The following is a 16,236-nucleotide window of genomic DNA, read 5'->3' as shown; positions in this document are numbered from 1 at the left end:
CTCGATGATGGCACTCTCTGATCTGATCGTTCGCCAGGCCAAGGCTACTGGCAAACTCTACAACCTCCCCGATCTTGATGGCCTCGGATTGGTGGCCTCACCGGTCGGCGGCAAGTCCTGGCACTTTCGCTACTATTGGCTCGGAAAGCAAAAGCGTATCTCGCTGGGCAACTATCCCGAAATCGGCTTGCGGGACGCACGCATACTTCGCGACGAAGCCAGGGCCTTGCTGGCCAAGGGAATCAATCCCCATACCGATCGCAAGCAGAAGCGGCACGCCATTCAGCTAGCCGCTGAGCACACGTTCAAGGCGGTTTTCGACGCTTGGGTAGAACATCGCCGCAAGGAGCTCAAGGAAGGTCGCCAAAGCACGCTCTCGCAGATCCTGCGTATCTTCGACCGTGATGTGCTGCCTAGCCTGGGCAAGATGTCAATCTTTGACATCCGCCGGCCCCAGCTCTTGGGCGTTCTGGCAAAGATCGAGGAGCGTAAGGCCTTCACCACCGCGGAAAAGGTTCGCACCTGGTTCCGGCAGATGTTTCGCTACGCCCTTGTCATCGCCGAGGGAATGGAGGTCAATCCGGCGTCGGATCTTGATGTCGTGGCGGCCCCGAAGCCTCCGACTGCTCACAACCCCTACCTGCGTCTGCACGAACTGCCAGGGATGCTGCAGAAGCTGCGAGACTACCGTCGGCGCGGTCTTCAGACGCAGTTGGGCATCCGCCTGCTCTTGCTTACAGGGGTGCGTACTGGGGAGTTGCGCTTGGCGACGCCTGACCAGTTTGACCTGAACCGTGGCTTGTGGATCATTCCTCCCGAATTCGTCAAACAACTGCAAGATGAAATGCGCAAGGCGGGCAAGCGGCCGCAGGATGTCCCGCCCTATGTAGTTCCGCTGTCTTTGCAGGCGATTGAGGTCGTGCGGTACCTCCTTGGCGAAATGAAACCTGCCCAGCACTATCTCCTGGCGCATCGCAGCGAACTCAAGAAGCGCATCAGCGAAAACACACTCAACAGCGCTCTGCGTCGGATGGGCTATGAAGACCAACTAACCGGACATGGCATCCGTGGCACGCTGTCGACCGCGCTCAACGAAATTGGCTATCCCAAGATTTGGGTGGACGCACAACTGTCCCATTCTGATCCGAACAAGGTCAGTTCTGCCTACAATCATGCCAAGTACGTCGAGCCGCGGCGCCGCATGATGCAGGATTGGGCCGACCGCCTGGATCTCTTGGAGCAGGGGGAAGTCGAGGCTGCAAGCGCGCATCTGACGATCCACATCGAAGGCGTCCCGGCAATGGCTGATGACGAGGAGTTGGCGGAGGCCGCAATCGCTTCGGCAATCAGCGGCATTCCGTCCGCGGGTAGCATGCCTATCGTTGTCAGTCCCGGCGGTAAAGGTGCTGCCTTCCACCGCCTGTCGCCCGTCCCCGTCGTGCAGGTGCCTAAGGTGCGCGAGCCTGAGGTGTCTGGAATCCAGCGCGAGCGCGAGGAAATGCTAGCGATCTACGAAGCGCCGGGCAGTTTGCCTGTCCAGCTGTTCGCCAAACTGGCGGGAAAGTCTAAGGATCAGGTTAACCGCGAACTGAAGGCCGGCAAGCTTCTGTCCATCAGCATTGGGAATCGCGGCCAGCGCGTGCCCGACTGGCAGCTGGTGCCGCTTAAGCTCAAGCTTGTGCAGGTAATGATGAAGCAACACCCTCACGCAAGCGCGTGGGAGCTGTACCACCTGTTGACGAAGCCCCATCCCGGGCTGGACGATCGCGCAGCCATGGACATTGTGATGCCGACCAATCTGGATAAGCTCGTACAGGTGCTGCAGGTTTTCAAGCTGCCGGCATCGGAGGCCGTTGCCCACTCGCTCGAGTTCTCCGACCCTGTTCGCGAAAGCGTGCGGCGACTGGTGGGTAGTTCTACCACGATGGAAGCGGTCTAGCGCTGTGCGGAGGGCGGCAACCCAGCGGGATACCGCTTTTTTCAAAGGTGGCTGGAAAGTCCAAGGGCCAGATCAACGATGAGTAATCTGGCTGTCGAGCTTCTATCCATTAGCAGCGGTCATTGTGGGCAGTTCGCACCCATCTGGCAGGTGCTGGTCTTGAAGCAAAAGTTATTCAGGCGCTGAAGTCGATGTTCCGACAAGGATTGCAGCGATATCTAACGCTGTGTGATACAGCAAAGTGTTGCTGCGCTGCTAGTGGACTAATTGTAACCTTATGCGTGCTCTGGACATGAGCCTGGAGTTGTTGCCCCAGTTCAATCGCAGCCAGAACGGGAAACCGGACTTTCCAAAAGGTACTGATGTGAAGCGTGATACCCGCCTCGTTGTGCTCTTGCTGTTGATTATCAGCTGTTCCCTAGCATCACTGACCCTTTGGCAGGTGATGGGTTCTCGAGATCGAGCGCTCGAGGAAGTGGATGTCCACGGGTTGAACCTCGCCCAGGCGCTCTCGACCTATTCCGAAGGCATTGTCCGGCAAAGTTCGTTACTCTTGCTCGGGCTCGTTGAGCGCCTGGAAACCGAGGGCAGTAGTCCTGAGCAGATCCAGCGGCTAAATGCGCTCGTCAATCGACAGCGGCCCCTGATGCCCCAACTGAGTGGTATCACCATCTATGATAGTCAGGGACGCTGGCTGATGTCTTCTCACCGGAAGATTTCGGCCGCAGCCAGCGCTAGTGACCGCGCCTACTTTATTCATCATCGTGACGACCCTACCCCGGAGCCCTTCATCGGACCGCCAATTCGTAGCCAGTCTAACCAGGAATGGGTGATCTCTGTCAGCCGGCGTTTCAATGATGATCGGGGAGAGTTTGCCGGCGTGGTGGCGGTTACTCTGGGGATAGAAAACTTCCTGCGGCTGTTTGGAAAGCTCGATTTGGGGCAGGAGGGGGCCATTGGGTTGTCTCATTCTGATGGTACGCTGCTGGTGCGTTATCCCTTCCGCGAGCAGGACATGGGGCGCAATTTTTTGAAGTCTCCGATTTATTCAGAGCATCTTGTGGAGCAATCGGTCGGCACCGCCTCGTTTACTTCCAGCCTAGATGGGATCGAGAGGCTTTACGCCTTTCGCAAGAGTGAAACGCTGCCGCTGATAACTACCATCGCGCTTGGCAAGCGCGAAGCGCTCGCTGCGTGGCGACTGGAAGCATTGCTGTCAGCAGTAGTGGTGGCTGGCCTGCTGGGACTCATCGGCCTCATTGGTTGGCTTTTGATCCTGGATATCCGCCGACGGACTACGGTTGAGTTGGAGCTGAGGGGCACTCAGCAGCAATTGCTCTCATCGAATCGGCAATTGGAGTTGTTGGCGATGAAGGACTCGCTGACCGGTTTGGCGAATCGACGCTGCTTCGATGAAGCACTTAATATAGAGGCACGGCGAGCTCAACGAGATGGGACGTCGTTGGCGTTGCTGATGATTGATATCGACTATTTCAAGTTGTTCAACGATTCCGTTGGGCATGTTGCCGGCGACGCTTGTCTGCAGACGGTTGGTAAGGTCCTGGATGAGTGCGTGCGGCGGCCGTCGGATCTAGTAGCGCGCTATGGTGGAGAGGAGATGGGGATAATCATGCCCAATACTGACGGCGATGGTGCAGCGGTAGTGGCGCAACTCATACTCGATCGGTTGAAAGAAGAGAATATTCCTCACAAAACGAGCCCGTTGAGAAGGGTGAGTGTGAGTATCGGAATTGCCGCTGCTGCTGGTTCGGAATTGGATAAGTTGCAAGAGTTAGTCGAAGCGGCAGATCAGGCGCTTTATAGCGCCAAAGCAGCTGGACGGAACCGTGCTGTGAATCACGTGCGGCTTCTGAATGCCTGAATAGCTCAAATCAAGTCAACACCACTAGCCTGTTTGTTGCCGTACGAGCTGTTGGTCTAGCGAGCTTCAGCAAGCCCGGACAGTTGACCATTCCTTTTCTTTAAGACCAAGTGTCCTCCGGTTTTACTGGGAAGGTTAGCGTGGAGCCTTGGCTGACCAACGGTACCCTTTTTATCTGATTTCCTAGGCTTTAGGGTGCGGCCATGCTGGACCGTAAGACGATCGAGAAGCTAGGTGCCTGGGAGGGCGTGTTTGACTGGCTTGAGGATGGCAGCCGCACCGTCACTATCTACCTCAAGCCATCTACGCGGACGATGCACTGCGGCAACCGATGCCGGCAGATGAATGAGACGACAGTGCGTCGGGTACGGGACCTGCCGATGATGGCGCTTCGAGTTGCCTTGGTCGTGCACCGGCGATGGGCCTGGTGCGACCACTGCGGCGGTCCGAGGCTGGAGAAGCTGAGCTGGCTGGGGCGCTACCAGCGGGTCACCGACCGGCTGGCTGAGGCGGTCAGCCAGTTGCTGGCGTCCGGCAACATCCTGGCAGTCGCCCGTTTCTTCCAGCTTGGGTGACGCGGTCAAATCACTCGATCAAGCCCTGTTGCGCCAAACGGTTCGAGAGCCGGACTGGAGTCAAATCCACTATCTGTCGATGGACGACTTGGCACTGCACAAGTGCCATCGCTACGCCATCGTCGTCGTCGACCCGATCAGCCGCCAGGTGTTGTGGGTCGGCAACGGCCGCTCCCGTGATACCGCCGCGACCTTCTTCAAAGAGCTTCCCGTGGGTGTTTCCGAGCAGATCCGCGCCGTGGCGGGCGACATGAAGACCCCCTATGAACTGGAGAGATTCGGGCCAACTGCCCCAACGCCGAGATCCTCTTCGACAGCTTCCGCGACGCGGCCTCCGGCGAAGGGTCTCGGACGGTTCGGCGCGCTCCGTGGCGTTGCGCCACGGAGCAGGGCATCTACACGATTCTGCTGATGAGGATTACAGGTTGGCTTTAAAGAAGGGCACTACCTTTTCCAAGGCCAGGCCGGTCGGCTCGGGCTTGTCGTATAGGTCGTAATGCGACCAGCCGGCAATCTCCACGATCTCCTTTTTCTTCGAAGCGGCTTTACCAAAGATTTCGTAACCATCTCGGTATGCGCCAAATGCTCCGACCTTGTTGCCAACAACCACCATGAGCGGCTGGGTCAAGAGGATCTCTGCCAAGTGATACGCATCCCAGCCCATTGCAGCCGCTTGATAGGAGAAGAGCCAACTGTTGACACCATTAGGCTTCTGTCCCCGAGAGGTACGGTAGTACTCAGTGGCTTCGGATACGTCAATCTCAGTCAGGCCAAGTCGCTTAGCCTCCTCGGGGCTGGACGGAAGTGCCACGTCAATTCGTGGCTCTGCACCAAGCACCTCGGCGGTGCGCTGATCCGACATCTCTTTCAGCACAGGCAACGGGTCGTTGCCACTAAACGCTTCGCGCATGAGACGACCAATGTTGACGCCGGTAATTGATGCAACCGCTTTGATGCGGCGTTCAGTCATGGTCGCATTGATGGCATAGCCACCGCCCCCGCAGATCCCGAGGGCGCCGATGCGCTCGTTGTCTACATAGGGCAGGGTGATCAAGTAATCGACGACGGCCTTGAAGTCCTCAACTCGCAATGATGGGTTTTCCAGGTGGCGCGGCTCGCCGCTGCTTTCCCCTTGGAAAGACGCATCGAATGCGACGACGACAAACCCTTGCAGAGCAAGGCCGACGCCATAGACATTTCCCGAAGTCTGCTCTTTGCAACTTCCGATGGGATGGGCGCTGATGATTGCAGGATACGTCTGCGCTTCATCGAAGTCCGGCGGGAGATAGATGTCAGCAGCGATGGTGCTGAAGAAGTTCTTGATGCTAACGCTTTTCATGAGATCACCAATTCAGAAGTGGATGGACCGCGCGGGCCAGGGGCCTCACGTAGGCTTGGGTGCCATGCACGCCTGCCTTCGGGGTATCAGTTTTAATGGCAGAAACGATTCTAGTGGGCTTATTGGAAGTCAACAAGGCACCAATAGCTGATACAGTGGTAACTTGTGGTTGACAATGGAGCGGCCTATGAACCCTTCGATACTGCCCTCATTACTACTTTTCTCGCAGATTGCTCGCCACCAGAGCTTCACCAAAGCAGCCGCTGAGCTTGGTATGTCTAGGGCCGCGCTATCGAAGAATCTGAAGGCGCTAGAGGAGCGCCTTAAGATGCGCTTGCTCAACCGAACCACGCGCGACATGTCATTGACCGACGAGGGACGGAGGCTCTTGGAGTCTCTCGGCCCTGCATTCGCTTCCATCGACCGCACCCTGCGAAGCTTAGAAGACGCCGATGACCATCCATCGGGATTGCTGAGGATCAACAGTGGCCACGCGGCTGCCAAGGTGCTGCTAGAGCCGCACATTGCCGAGTTCTTGACACGTTACCCTAATCTCCAGCTTGAGTTGGTCATCGATGATGGCCTCGCGAACATCATTTCAGATGGCTGCGATGCAGGCATACGTCTGGGGGAGAGCCTGGCCGAACATGTGGTGGCGGTTCCGATCACCCCCATGATTGAAATGGTCGTCGCAGGCTCGCCAGCGTATTTTGTCAACAATGCGGTGCCTGTGACGATAGAAGATCTTGCGCGTCACAACTGCATCTCGTACCGCAGCTTCGGGACTGGTGCGATCTATCATTGGGAGTTTTCCTCCCATGAAGTAAACAATCGCCCTATTCGCGTAGAGCCGAACGGCTCACTCATCACCAATAGTGACGAAAGCATGATCAGCGCGGCGCTGCAGGGAGTTGGTCTCATTCAACACGTCAGTGTTTCCCTTCAACCTTATCTGGATGAAGGAAGTTTGGTTAGGGTGCTTGCCCAGTTCTGCCTACCATTCCCTGGCTTTTACCTCTATGTGCCGACACGGCAGAACATGACACCGCGTGTTCGTGCTCTGATGGACTTTCTGACTGAAAAGCGTGAGGCCATGGTGCAGCACGAGGCGGATCAAGGCCCTTAAGTGAAATATTGGTGCCAATGTGTGTATGACGCCAAGCAGCACAAGGACCTGGGGGCGAAGAACGCCGTAATGAAGAAGCTCCTGACTTAGCAGGTCTTCGAGAATTACATCATTAAAGCAATGTGTGCTTTCGAAGTCTGTCGATTAGTTCTCTCATGGTCGGCTTTGTAGCTGCTTCTTTTTCTGCTTCGATAAGCACTAGCTCTTTTTCCAGTGCCATTGGGTCAATATTTGTAACCTCTGCTAGCGCTAGCGCTTGAGGGCGCGTGGGCAGTCGCAGTCCGGTTCTCCATTCAGACACTCTTGCGTTGGGCACGCCCCGGTCTGCTAATGCCTTTCTGTCGGCGGTCGTGAGATTGCTGATTAGGTCGGCGTACATAGTTACCTTTTGATACAAAATTACCAATACGGAATTGGTTATTTGTGTTACATTACAGATACGGAATGCGTATTCGGATACTGTTTCCGGTATATGTAATTTAACACTCATGGAGCGACCTATGCCAGCCCTGCAAATGGATTTCGAGGAATTTGCTGCGTTTGACGCGGCTAACGATTGCTGCCCTCCCGTCTGTGCAGGTGCATCTGCAGCCCTGGTCGCTCAGGTTGGCGGAGAGGGTGGCATTCAATCCGTTGCCGGGAACGAAAAGCGCAAGGGCCGGCCTGCAAAGCATGTTGATGCCGCCGCGCGCAAGGCTGCGTACCGTGCCGAAAAGGCACGCATCGATTACACCGACCGTCCTGAAATCATCGCAAAGCTCCGTGAGACCGCTGCAACGTTGGATTGCAGCGTGAACGAGTTGCTGCAGTCGATGGTCCGGTTTGCTGAGTGCAATCGCAATTGGAAGCAAGTGGGCCTGTACGGCGCTCGGAAGAACGGGGTGCTGCAATGAGTCGTCGTCCGAATACTGGCCCGTATGTGGTCACTTCGCGTGATCGATTCAATGAGCAGGTAGTTCGCATGGAGTGGCAGACCTGGGAAGGTGCTTGTGCATGGATGCGCAAGATGCTCATTGCTGGCAAAGAAGTGTCGGTGGATTTCGTATGAGCGACAACGCCCGGTATCTCGTCCAGTTGCACAGCATTCACGATCGCCTGCGCAAGCAGCGTCGTACCCTCAACAATCAGGCGCAACTTGATCGCCTCGATGAATTGATGCGCCACACGGCCATCCACATCATTTCCTGGGCCACCTGGGACGGCGCGGGGGTTCCATGAACGGCTTCAAATTTGGTGTCGTCGCAGTCCTTGGCGCGGTTGTTGGGCTGCTCCCTGGCTATTTGTTTGTGTCCGCTGCTGACGCGTGGCGCCAGCCTTCCCGTATGCCTGCCTGCCCCCTCCCTGGAGACAACCTGGGGACCCGTCAAAGCGCGACCAGCGCGTCGAGCGTAGCGAGCTTGACGGGGCAGGGTATGGGCAGCATGCCCATGTTGACCTGCGTGCAACCCGTGCCCCGCGTCATGGTTCGCGAGATTCGCCCTGCATTTGTCCCTGCTTGCCATGGTGTTTGCTCGGCTGCGCTCGGCGCGGAGGGGGCCCCGCTGGCGGGGGAGGAGTCCGCGCAGGCGGCAGGGGCGCAAGCCCTCCCCGATGGTAATCACGGGGATAACAAAAAAGTGGCAGAGCCCACGCCTGGAGTGACAGCATGACCCGCCCCGCGAAGTCGGTTTTGAACAAGCATGCCCAAACGTGTGCCTTGGTCCTCGATGGCAATCAAGTCAAGGTTCGTTTGCAGGCTGAACGTTTGGCCACTGGAGTCCCTGTGCATGTGGACTGGGTGCGCTTCACGGTCTTGCTGCGCAACGCTCCGTTGCCCGGTCCTGAAATCCTGTTTCCCACGCCTTCGGCGGACGATGAGGTCGAGCCAGTCAGCGGCATGGAGCGCGATCAGCGCGGTGTGCGGTTGATGCGTCTTCGCAAGCTCCTGGCCCAGTGCAAGGATGCGGATTTTTCCCCTGCTGCTCAAGCCATGGAGTTGGCTCAGCGCGTTTGTGAAACCCTCGGCCCCGACTACATGGTCGCGCCTGAGGTTCGCAAGGGTCATGACTTCTATGGTCGTCGCTGGTCCATCGAGCGCAACGACGTCGAGGTTGGTTGGGTCGGCTATTTGGCCTCGGGCGACAGCCCTCGCCAGCAAGCCCAGGCCAAGACCATGCACGTCAACGTGTATGGCTCTGCTTGCACGTTCGCCCAATCCGGTTGGCGCGATCACATGGCCAATCTGATTGATGACGTTGCAGGCGTTATCACCCGGTGCGACCTTGCCCTCGACTTTTTCGATGGCATTCGTGGCGGCATGGATCGCGTCAAGTCTGACTATCAAGCGGGCTTGATGGACTCAGGTGGTCGGCGTCTCAAGTGCAACATGGTTGGCGACTGGTGCAATGGTAAAGCGCGGTCTTTCTACGTTGGTTCCAAGGAAGTTGGAAAGCAGACCAATGTGTACGAAAAAGGCCACCAGCTTTTCGGCGACAAGGATCAATCCTGCTGGATGCGCGCTGAGCTGCGTTGGGGCAACAAAGCCCGCGTCTTGAACACCAACATGCTCCGCCGTCCTGCTGATTTTTTCGGGGGCGCGAGTGATTGGCATGCCGCGATATTGGCCGAAGCCGAAGCCGTTTCGTTCCCGGTTCATGTGCCATGCAACCCCCGTTTGGCTGCTGAAACCATCGAGGCCGAAGTCGTTCGCAATGTGCGTTGGCAAATCGACGTTGCTGCGCCCAGCATCGCCTTGGCTTTCGAGCACTTGGGCATTGATGAGTTTCTTGAAATCGTCATGCACAAAAAGGCTCCAGGCCGTCTGCAGCGGTTTGGAAAACAGGAAATCGCCTGCGCTTATGCCAAGGCATTCAAACGAGTCACCAAGGGTGCCGGCGCTGGTCACGCCATGGCATAGCCCTCAACAAAAGACCTAAAGGAAACCATCATGAAATTTCAGTCTGAAGTCATCGTCCACGGGGTGAAGGAAAGCGAAGGAACCATCGAGGGCCGTGCGTTCAGCAGCACGACTTTCCATTGCGAAGTGGACCTGGCAGAAAACAGTGCAGGCCGCAGCATCGGCCGCGCAACCCGCCCATTCAAGCTCGGCGATGCCAAGGAGTTCGACAAGTGGGCTCACCTGGGAAACAGTCTGCCGGTGAAGGCTGTCGCAACCTTCGAAATGCAAGCGGGCGCGCAGGATGCAACCAAGCTCACTTTGGTGGACATTCGCCCGGTTGATCAGGCCAAGAAAGCAGCGTAATGGCCTACGTCATCCAATCCGGCACTACGGGGGCATTCCTGGCGCCGTCGATGGATGACGGTCAGCCTGAATGGGTCATGTCGTTGCGTGAAGCCTGCCCTGTCGTGGACCTCGAGGACTGTGCCCAGTTGATTGAGGACCATGCAGAGCCCTGGCATCGGGCTCAGGTCATAGACCTGACCCAGCTCCACCGGCCTGTGTCTTTGTGAGGTGCGCACACATGGATGATTTTTTCTTCGTGTTGACGTTGCTGTCGATTCTTGCGGGGGCAGCAGGGATTTTTCTCGGCTTGATATTGCGGCGCATACGTGAGTCTGGGCGAATGTAGTTCTCGATTCGTTCCCGGTCTTTTTTTTGGTCAGAGTGTTTAGTAAAACTAAACAGAAAGGATAGAAAGCATGGATGACGAACAGGAGTGCCCGCACTGTGGCCATAAAGGTGATGTTGATGATTTTGTGAGTGATTCCGAAACGGCAGACGCTGCTGGTGTGTTGGTCTGCCCTGAGTGCGGCGATCTGATTTGGGGCGATGAATAGCCATGAACTTCATCGTCTGCAACGTCCAGACGCTGCCGTGTCCGGCGGATCAACAGGCGTTCCTGTCGTTCTCGCGTGTCGAGGATTTCGCGGCGCTGGGCCTGACACCGGAAGTCATTTTGGCTGCCTATGTCTTTGGAGCCGGATCGGTCGTCACGTGGTGGTTTCTCGGCTTCGTCATCAGTTTGGGCATCAAGCTCATTTCAAAAGCCTGATTTCAGCCGGTCGCCTTGCGTGCAGGGCATCCGGGTGCAATCCGCATATCGCGGCCCACCGTATTTTTTTTGGAGCATCCAATATGTCTGAAATCTTCGCAGCAGTCGACCTCACCACCGTTGCAGCCGCTGTCGTGGTCATCGGTGTGGCCGTCATCGGCATTCACATGGCCTTCAAGGGTATCGACCTGGGCAAGCGCGGCGTGCGCAAGGCCTAAGGGCTCGCCATGCTGATAGGGGCACTGCTCGCTCTCTTCCTGGCCCTGGTGGCCGTGATGGGGGCGGTCAGTGCCCTTGTCTTTTGCATACAGGTGCGCAATGCGTGATCTGCAATTAACTGTGCTGTCTCGTGCTGCTTGGCGCGTGCTGTTGGTCGTTCTGTTCGTGCTGGGCTGGGGTGTGGCCCATGCGCAGGAGGGCGAGTCTCCCATCATCGAGTCATGCTCTCACTACGACTGGAAGCCCACCTGCAGCGCGCCGCCTGCGAAGTCTGGCTGGTATTTGGCTAAGACCACCCAGACGCCCCCTCAGCCTGATATCACTTTTGCGTACGTCTATTGCCGCATCAGTACCGGGCTGGTCCAGTACCCCAATGGCGTCCTCAAATGCGTCCCGCAGCAGTGCGAGGCCAACGCCGAATCCGTCAACGGCCAGTGCCAGTGCAAGGAAGGCTTTGAAAAAAAGGACGGCGCGTGTGTGAAAAAACCGGATGACTGTCCTCAAGGGCAGGTCCGCAATGAAGCCGGCCAGTGCGTGAAGCCGGTCGATCCGTATTGGGATACGGACGATGGAAAGTGCAACGTCGCCAACAACCTGTGGAATGCAGTCGGCAACCCGGATCGAGGTGGCCGCGTCAACGGAAAAATTCCTCTGGGCAAGCCCACGAATGTATGTGTGGACAGTGGGCAGACTGGCAGTGGTGGAAAGCCTCTCGGCTGCTTGCATGAGTTCACCGGCAGTGCTTCTTTTGACACGGGGTCCGGCTGGGTCACGGAGGGTGATTCCTGGGGCGCGCGTGGCATCAGTACGGGCACTGGCAATCAGGTCGCAGGGTTGGCTTGTGCTCTGGGCCTGGGCGAAGCTGAGGACCCTACAAAGCCTATCGATGCGAGTAAGCCCGATAGCGATTGCAAGGGCGGGCAAAAAGGACAGGTCAACGGCAAGGATGTGTGTATCGACCGCAGTAGTGGCGAGCAAACCGGCGTCGATTGGACGCGCATTCGTGACACGGCCGGCAACAGTGTCGATGTGACCACTCAGGTGGATTGCAAGCGCGAAACCTGCACAGTGACTGAGACTCGCAAGCCTTCGGCGGGTGGTGAATCGACCGTCACGGTGACGAATGGCGTGGACCGTGCCAATTACTGCAATGCCAATCCGAAGAATCCTGTTTGCAGGGGCCTGACGGACCCCACTGGTAGCTCCCGTGGGAACGGTACGAATACGGGAAACGGGACCGGGAACGGCAATGGCAACGGGAATGGTGAATCCGAAGGTGTCGGTGATGTGGGTTCGGTGGGTACTGGCAAGGAACACGGTCAGCCCGACCTGTATGAAAGCAAGTATCCCAAGGGCATTAAAGGCGTGTGGGAGGCATCTGGTTTGGGTGGTGATCAGGGCAAGTTCAACGTTCTTGCGCGTGCCTTCATGCCTGACATTTCGGACAACGGCGGTTCTCCCTTGTCGTTCAAGGTGCCGCTCAATTTGGGCATTGTGAATTTCGGAATAGTGGACGTGTCTCCGCCCCCTGCGATCTGGCCTTTCATCCGCATCTGCATTTTGATCACGGCGCTGTGGCTTGCCCGCTCGCTGATTTTTGGAGGTTGACCCATGGCCGAAGAATCGGGAATCACATCGGCGATCCGTGCGATCGTCAACGGCATTCAAAAGGTGGTGGATAAGCTCGATGGTTTTATCGACTGGATTTTTGAGCTCGTTCCACGCTTTTTCAAATCGCTGGTCATCATCCTTCAGGATTTTTTCTTGTGGTCGCTTGAACAGGTATTTGGCTTGGTCAAGGCCCTGATCGATGGCATCACGGGCATGGATGAAATGGTTGCCAAATTAGCTGGCATCTGGGCTGGCGTCCCTCCTGAGGTCACGCTGATGATGCAAACCATCGGGCTTGGAACGGCGTTCGGCATCATCGTTGCAGCCATTGGCATTAGGCTTGTGCTGCAGTTGATCCCATTTACTCGGCTTGGATCATGATCAATCTGCTTGAAGGCGTTCCCGGCTCTGGAAAGAGCTATGAGGCCGTGGTTTACCACGTCTTGCCAGCGCTCAAAATGGGGCGCAAGGTCATTACTAATTTGCCGCTCAAGCTGGAGCAGTTCGCGGCCATTGATCCTGGGTACTTGGACCTGATTGAGTTGCGTAAGGCTCCCATGCCGATTCTGGGTAGATGGGATGCTGAGGCCGCAAACCGTGGCGAGAAAGCCTTCATCGTTGGGGAGTTTGAGGATCAGTCTGAGGACGAATCTTTCAATTTCCCCTCTCGCGGGTTGTCTGTCCTGGGTCGTCGTGTGCAGCCTGCCGTGCAGACGATGATTGTGCATAACGGTAAACCTGCTCGCACTCCCCCTGCAAACCAGCGCTTGTTCGGTGGCGTGTGGGACTTTTATGATGAGTGGCGGGGTGATGGGAACGTGGGCGCACTGTTCGTCATTGATGAGTGCCATGTGAGTTTTCCAAAGGAGAATACTCGTAAGGGTCGCTTCACGGCCGATGAGGTCATCCAGTGGTTCAAGATCAGCCGTCATTTCGGCGTCGATGTGCTGTTGATGACACAGCGCATGCGCGCGCTGGAGGAGGAGGTGGCGGGCTTGGCAGAAATGCATATTCGCGTTCGCAAGGCTGCATTCCTTGGTGATGCTGAGACCTACATTCGTCGCGTGTTTGCTGGGTTCAATGGTGGCGAGGTGTCATCTGACCAGCGTCCATACAAACCGCAGTACTTCGGCCTTTATAAAAGCCATACGCAAGGTGCTGCGGTCATCGAGGCGTCTGCTCAGGATGTGCAGCCAGCCAATGTCAAATGGCGCAGGCTCTCGCGCATCATGTTTGCGGTGGCTGCTATCGGTTTTGTGTGGTTGGGCTTCAAGATTTTCGGGCCGAAGCCGCAGCCTGCTAAACCCGCCACGCCGGCCGGTGTCCTGGTCATGCAGAAAGGGCATCTGCTGCAGGCTCCTCAGCCAGTCTCAGCTGCGGCTGCGCAGCCTGTGGCAGTGCGTCCTTCGGGCGATCATCAGAAGGCATCCGTGGTGCCTGCAATGGAGGTCAGAGTGCCTCCTGAGCCAATGGAGGCGCGTGGTCTGCATCTTTCGGGCTGCATGGTCATGCAGGCAAAGACCGCCTGCGTCATCTTGGTTTCTCAGAATGGACAGCCGGTCTTCACGGTGACTGACGCTGACTTGCAGGCGATGGGCTACAAATGGCGCCGCTTGGCCGATTGCATGGCCGTTGTTTCCTGGCAGGGCAAGGATAGATCTGTCATCTGTGACAGTCCGCAGATTGGCATGGGCGTGCCGATGGTCACGTCTCATGATCCCCGTCAGGATGCCAAGGCGGTGCGTAGCGTGCCCATTCCTGAGGTCCACCAGCCTGACCCCAGTTTGATATCGCCGCGTCAGGTCGCCAGTCAGTGGCGCGAGGGGTCGTTGCCTAACTAGCTAGTCAGCCCGCATATCCGGCATTGGCCGGTTGTGCGGGTCTGCAAAGTGGGGTAACGCGGTTGTCGGTACCAGCACCCAGACGAATCCATCGGGCGCAGGTCCTGGAGTCCTTGTGCTTGCGCTGTTGCCCTGCAGCTTGATCGTGCTGCGTGATAGCCCTGCTGTTACGCCTGCCTGGATGCCGCTGGCCAAAACCCAGTACATGACGGCTGCAGCTATGCAGCCGATGGCGATTGGTAGCAGCAATCCTAGACCGATGATCGTGCCCATGAAATTCCCCCTTTGTCGCTGGATGGTACTGCTCAATGCGGCCTGAAATACGGCCTTTTGGGGCGTTTGGCTACACGGGCATTGCAGCAATATTTTCTCGTTTCGTTCCCGGTCGCAAATAAGGAGGATGAATGCAGCAGCAGCGGGGCAGGTTGGTGGGTTATGCGCGGGTGTCAACAAAGGATCAGGAGACTAGGTTGCAGTTGGATGCGCTGGCCGCTGCTGGTGTGCAGGTGCTGTTCGAAGAACAGGCTAGTGCTGTGAAGGTGCGGCCTGTGTGGGACAAGTGTTTGCAGTCTCTCTCTAGCGGTGATGTGCTTGTGGTGTACAAGCTCGATCGCTTGGCTAGATCCATTTCACATTTTGTGAATGTTTTCGATGTGCTGAGGGCTCGCGGAGTGGGGTTCAGGTCGCTTACGGAGGCCATAGAAACCGTGACTCCGCAGGGGCGCATGTACTTGAATTTGCTTGCCGTGTTTGCGGAGTTTGAGCGCGAGTTGATTCGTGAAAGGTGTGTTGCAGGCCAGCGTGCTGCGCGTGCTGCTGGCAGAACCTGGGGGCGCGTGCCTAAGCTGTCTCGCGATGATGTTGCTCAGGCTGTCCAAGCTTGGCGTAGTGGGTGGTACACACAAGATGTGTTGGCTGCAATGTTGGGAGTTCCTGTCGGTACCTTGCGGTACCACATCCACCGATATGAAGGACGTGGCCAAAACGGTCCTTGGCCCTTACATAAGTAAGGACACCTTACGAAAGAAGTGTTATCCCATCGGACGTTCTGCGTGGCGAGCCAGAACCAAGCGCCCGCTTGCGCCACATTTTCGTCACCTTCACTACGTAGGGAGAGAGTAAGGGGTTCTTGGTGATGACGTGCCCTTCGTCCGTGTCTGCAACAAAATGGCGATCCAGCTTTCGTTCCGTAATAGGGGGGGGCGACGCAAGTGACTAAGGCTGGAGTATCCGGTACCGAAGTCGTCCATCGACAGGCGGGTTCGCTGGAAGTGAACTTCTTTGAGATTTCTCGTGGTGCTGGGATTGGTGTCTAGCAAAATGTTTCCTGAAAGCTCTAGCGTAAGGTCCTGAGAGGTCAATGCGTAGCTCTGTAGTGAGGGTGGCAGTCCTGGGGCTCTCATGCGTTTAGCACCACCTAAATGATCCAGTGTCGCCCAGAAGCCGTAGCAACATCAGCGCAGCAGTACTGACTCGGCAATGGCCTCGTCTCGGCTAGCTTTCCAGAACGGTATGGTGCCCCTGCCTATTTTGGACAGGTAGCTTGTGAAACCTACCGTGGGGTATCGGAACATCGGAGCGAGGGCTAAGGAAGGTCTGCACAACACGCATGAGTGTGCCGACGCACTCAGCCCGTTGATGTACAAGGCAGCCCAGGTCCTTTTTTCCTCACCTTGGGTGCACGCGGCGGCAGATTGGCTGCCCTTGGCGAA

At 56.9% G+C, this 16,236-nt stretch carries 17 protein-coding genes and 2 pseudogenes; 16 read left to right on the top strand and 3 right to left on the bottom strand.

Features of this window, described 5'->3' with window-relative positions; genetic code table 11:
• Positions 1 to 7 precede the first annotated feature (7 nt).
• The 3 genes and pseudogenes from AVKW3434_RS23225 to AVKW3434_RS23215 form a co-directional block, all read left to right on the top strand.
• Entirely contained in the window at positions 8 to 1,939 is a 1,932-nt protein-coding gene (locus AVKW3434_RS23225; RefSeq protein ID WP_284407710.1) for a tyrosine-type recombinase/integrase, read from the top strand.
• A gap of 292 nt (positions 1,940 to 2,231) precedes the next feature.
• Positions 2,232 to 3,821: a sensor domain-containing diguanylate cyclase gene (locus tag AVKW3434_RS23220; protein WP_284407709.1), complete on the top strand. Its 1,590-nt coding sequence runs from the start codon at positions 2,232 to 2,234 to the stop codon at positions 3,819 to 3,821.
• Between the two features lie 203 nt (positions 3,822 to 4,024).
• A pseudogene (locus tag AVKW3434_RS23215) lies at positions 4,025 to 4,729 on the top strand (transposase); the annotation flags it as partial.
• 85 nt (positions 4,730 to 4,814) lie between these two features.
• On the opposite strand, the gene AVKW3434_RS23210 reads toward AVKW3434_RS23215, so the two are convergent.
• Positions 4,815 to 5,735, bottom strand: coding sequence for an alpha/beta hydrolase (locus tag AVKW3434_RS23210; protein ID WP_284407708.1), 921 nt, complete (start codon positions 5,733 to 5,735; stop codon positions 4,815 to 4,817).
• 187 nt (positions 5,736 to 5,922) lie between these two features.
• Between AVKW3434_RS23210 and AVKW3434_RS23205 the strand changes: the two genes are divergently transcribed.
• The 12 genes from AVKW3434_RS23205 to AVKW3434_RS23150 all read left to right on the top strand — a co-directional run bounded on the left by AVKW3434_RS23205 (position 5,923) and on the right by AVKW3434_RS23150 (position 14,524).
• Positions 5,923 to 6,861, top strand: coding sequence for a LysR family transcriptional regulator (locus AVKW3434_RS23205; protein WP_284407707.1), 939 nt, complete (start codon positions 5,923 to 5,925; stop codon positions 6,859 to 6,861).
• A 500-nt stretch (positions 6,862 to 7,361) separates the two neighbouring features.
• The gene (locus tag AVKW3434_RS23200; protein ID WP_284407706.1) at positions 7,362 to 7,754 is read left to right on the top strand and encodes a hypothetical protein; all 393 of its coding nucleotides are present in this window, start codon (positions 7,362 to 7,364) and stop codon (positions 7,752 to 7,754) included.
• A gap of 151 nt (positions 7,755 to 7,905) precedes the next feature.
• On the top strand, positions 7,906 to 8,079 hold the full coding sequence (locus tag AVKW3434_RS23195; RefSeq protein ID WP_284407705.1) for a hypothetical protein: 174 nt from the start codon (positions 7,906 to 7,908) through the stop codon (positions 8,077 to 8,079).
• Positions 8,080 to 8,506: 427 nt separating this feature from the next.
• A complete protein-coding gene (locus AVKW3434_RS23190) occupies positions 8,507 to 9,757 on the top strand; it encodes a replication initiation factor domain-containing protein (RefSeq protein WP_284407704.1) in 1,251 nt (416 codons plus the stop codon).
• 30 nt (positions 9,758 to 9,787) lie between these two features.
• A complete protein-coding gene (locus AVKW3434_RS23185) occupies positions 9,788 to 10,102 on the top strand; it encodes a hypothetical protein (protein WP_284407703.1) in 315 nt (104 codons plus the stop codon).
• A complete protein-coding gene (locus AVKW3434_RS23180; RefSeq protein WP_284407702.1) occupies positions 10,102 to 10,311 on the top strand; it encodes a hypothetical protein in 210 nt (69 codons plus the stop codon). The genes AVKW3434_RS23185 and AVKW3434_RS23180 overlap by 1 nt, the downstream gene beginning before the upstream one ends.
• Before the next feature lie 189 nt (positions 10,312 to 10,500).
• Positions 10,501 to 10,638, top strand: a complete 138-nt coding sequence (locus AVKW3434_RS23175; RefSeq protein ID WP_284407701.1) for a hypothetical protein — start codon at positions 10,501 to 10,503, stop codon at positions 10,636 to 10,638.
• 2 nt (positions 10,639 to 10,640) lie between these two features.
• A complete protein-coding gene (locus AVKW3434_RS23170; RefSeq protein ID WP_284407700.1) occupies positions 10,641 to 10,853 on the top strand; it encodes a hypothetical protein in 213 nt (70 codons plus the stop codon).
• Between the two features lie 83 nt (positions 10,854 to 10,936).
• A complete protein-coding gene (locus AVKW3434_RS23165; RefSeq protein WP_284407699.1) occupies positions 10,937 to 11,071 on the top strand; it encodes a hypothetical protein in 135 nt (44 codons plus the stop codon).
• Positions 11,072 to 11,171: 100 nt separating this feature from the next.
• Positions 11,172 to 12,680, top strand: coding sequence for a hypothetical protein (locus AVKW3434_RS23160; RefSeq protein WP_284407698.1), 1,509 nt, complete (start codon positions 11,172 to 11,174; stop codon positions 12,678 to 12,680).
• A gap of 3 nt (positions 12,681 to 12,683) precedes the next feature.
• Entirely contained in the window at positions 12,684 to 13,064 is a 381-nt protein-coding gene (locus tag AVKW3434_RS23155; protein ID WP_284407697.1) for a DUF2523 family protein, read from the top strand.
• On the top strand, positions 13,061 to 14,524 hold the full coding sequence (locus AVKW3434_RS23150) for a zonular occludens toxin domain-containing protein (protein WP_284407696.1): 1,464 nt from the start codon (positions 13,061 to 13,063) through the stop codon (positions 14,522 to 14,524). The genes AVKW3434_RS23155 and AVKW3434_RS23150 overlap by 4 nt, the downstream gene beginning before the upstream one ends.
• Here the strand turns inward: AVKW3434_RS23150 and AVKW3434_RS23145 are convergent, their stop codons facing one another.
• Positions 14,525 to 14,797 carry a hypothetical protein gene (locus tag AVKW3434_RS23145; RefSeq protein ID WP_284407695.1) on the bottom strand — a complete coding sequence of 91 codons (273 nt, stop codon included), beginning with the start codon at positions 14,795 to 14,797 and terminating at the stop codon, positions 14,525 to 14,527.
• 131 nt (positions 14,798 to 14,928) lie between these two features.
• On the opposite strand from AVKW3434_RS23145, the gene AVKW3434_RS23140 reads away from it, so the two are divergent.
• A complete protein-coding gene (locus AVKW3434_RS23140) occupies positions 14,929 to 15,534 on the top strand; it encodes a recombinase family protein (RefSeq protein WP_284407694.1) in 606 nt (201 codons plus the stop codon).
• A 32-nt stretch (positions 15,535 to 15,566) separates the two neighbouring features.
• Here the strand turns inward: AVKW3434_RS23140 and AVKW3434_RS23135 are convergent.
• Positions 15,567 to 15,885, bottom strand: a pseudogene (locus AVKW3434_RS23135) (hypothetical protein); the annotation flags it as partial.
• Positions 15,886 to 16,236: the final 351 nt, after the last annotated feature.

Source organism: Acidovorax sp. SUPP3434 (assembly GCF_030159015.1).
Lineage (GTDB): Bacteria > Pseudomonadota > Gammaproteobacteria > Burkholderiales > Burkholderiaceae_C > Paracidovorax.
The sequence above is the reverse complement of the archived record's forward strand: the minus strand, read 5'-3'. Positions and strand labels throughout refer to the sequence as shown.

Excerpts from the sequence above, each read along its gene's own strand:
- AVKW3434_RS23160 (WP_284407698.1), top strand. The coding sequence starts at position 11,172 with ATGCGTGATCTGCAATTAACTGTGCTGTCTCGTGCTGCTTGGCGCGTG.
- AVKW3434_RS23205 (WP_284407707.1), top strand. The coding sequence starts at position 5,923 with ATGAACCCTTCGATACTGCCCTCATTACTACTTTTCTCGCAGATTGCT.
- AVKW3434_RS23190 (WP_284407704.1), top strand. The coding sequence starts at position 8,507 with ATGACCCGCCCCGCGAAGTCGGTTTTGAACAAGCATGCCCAAACGTGT.
- AVKW3434_RS23145 (WP_284407695.1), bottom strand. The coding sequence starts at position 14,797 with ATGGGCACGATCATCGGTCTAGGATTGCTGCTACCAATCGCCATCGGC.
- AVKW3434_RS23170 (WP_284407700.1), top strand. The coding sequence starts at position 10,641 with ATGAACTTCATCGTCTGCAACGTCCAGACGCTGCCGTGTCCGGCGGAT.
- AVKW3434_RS23210 (WP_284407708.1), bottom strand. The coding sequence starts at position 5,735 with ATGAAAAGCGTTAGCATCAAGAACTTCTTCAGCACCATCGCTGCTGAC.
- AVKW3434_RS23185 (WP_284407703.1), top strand. The coding sequence starts at position 9,788 with ATGAAATTTCAGTCTGAAGTCATCGTCCACGGGGTGAAGGAAAGCGAA.
- AVKW3434_RS23165 (WP_284407699.1), top strand. The coding sequence starts at position 10,937 with ATGTCTGAAATCTTCGCAGCAGTCGACCTCACCACCGTTGCAGCCGCT.
- AVKW3434_RS23155 (WP_284407697.1), top strand. The coding sequence starts at position 12,684 with ATGGCCGAAGAATCGGGAATCACATCGGCGATCCGTGCGATCGTCAAC.
- AVKW3434_RS23175 (WP_284407701.1), top strand. The coding sequence starts at position 10,501 with ATGGATGACGAACAGGAGTGCCCGCACTGTGGCCATAAAGGTGATGTT.
- AVKW3434_RS23180 (WP_284407702.1), top strand. The coding sequence starts at position 10,102 with ATGGCCTACGTCATCCAATCCGGCACTACGGGGGCATTCCTGGCGCCG.
- AVKW3434_RS23200 (WP_284407706.1), top strand. The coding sequence starts at position 7,362 with ATGCCAGCCCTGCAAATGGATTTCGAGGAATTTGCTGCGTTTGACGCG.
- AVKW3434_RS23195 (WP_284407705.1), top strand. The coding sequence starts at position 7,906 with ATGAGCGACAACGCCCGGTATCTCGTCCAGTTGCACAGCATTCACGAT.
- AVKW3434_RS23150 (WP_284407696.1), top strand. The coding sequence starts at position 13,061 with ATGATCAATCTGCTTGAAGGCGTTCCCGGCTCTGGAAAGAGCTATGAG.
- AVKW3434_RS23225 (WP_284407710.1), top strand. The coding sequence starts at position 8 with ATGGCACTCTCTGATCTGATCGTTCGCCAGGCCAAGGCTACTGGCAAA.
- AVKW3434_RS23140 (WP_284407694.1), top strand. The coding sequence starts at position 14,929 with ATGCAGCAGCAGCGGGGCAGGTTGGTGGGTTATGCGCGGGTGTCAACA.
- AVKW3434_RS23220 (WP_284407709.1), top strand. The coding sequence starts at position 2,232 with ATGAGCCTGGAGTTGTTGCCCCAGTTCAATCGCAGCCAGAACGGGAAA.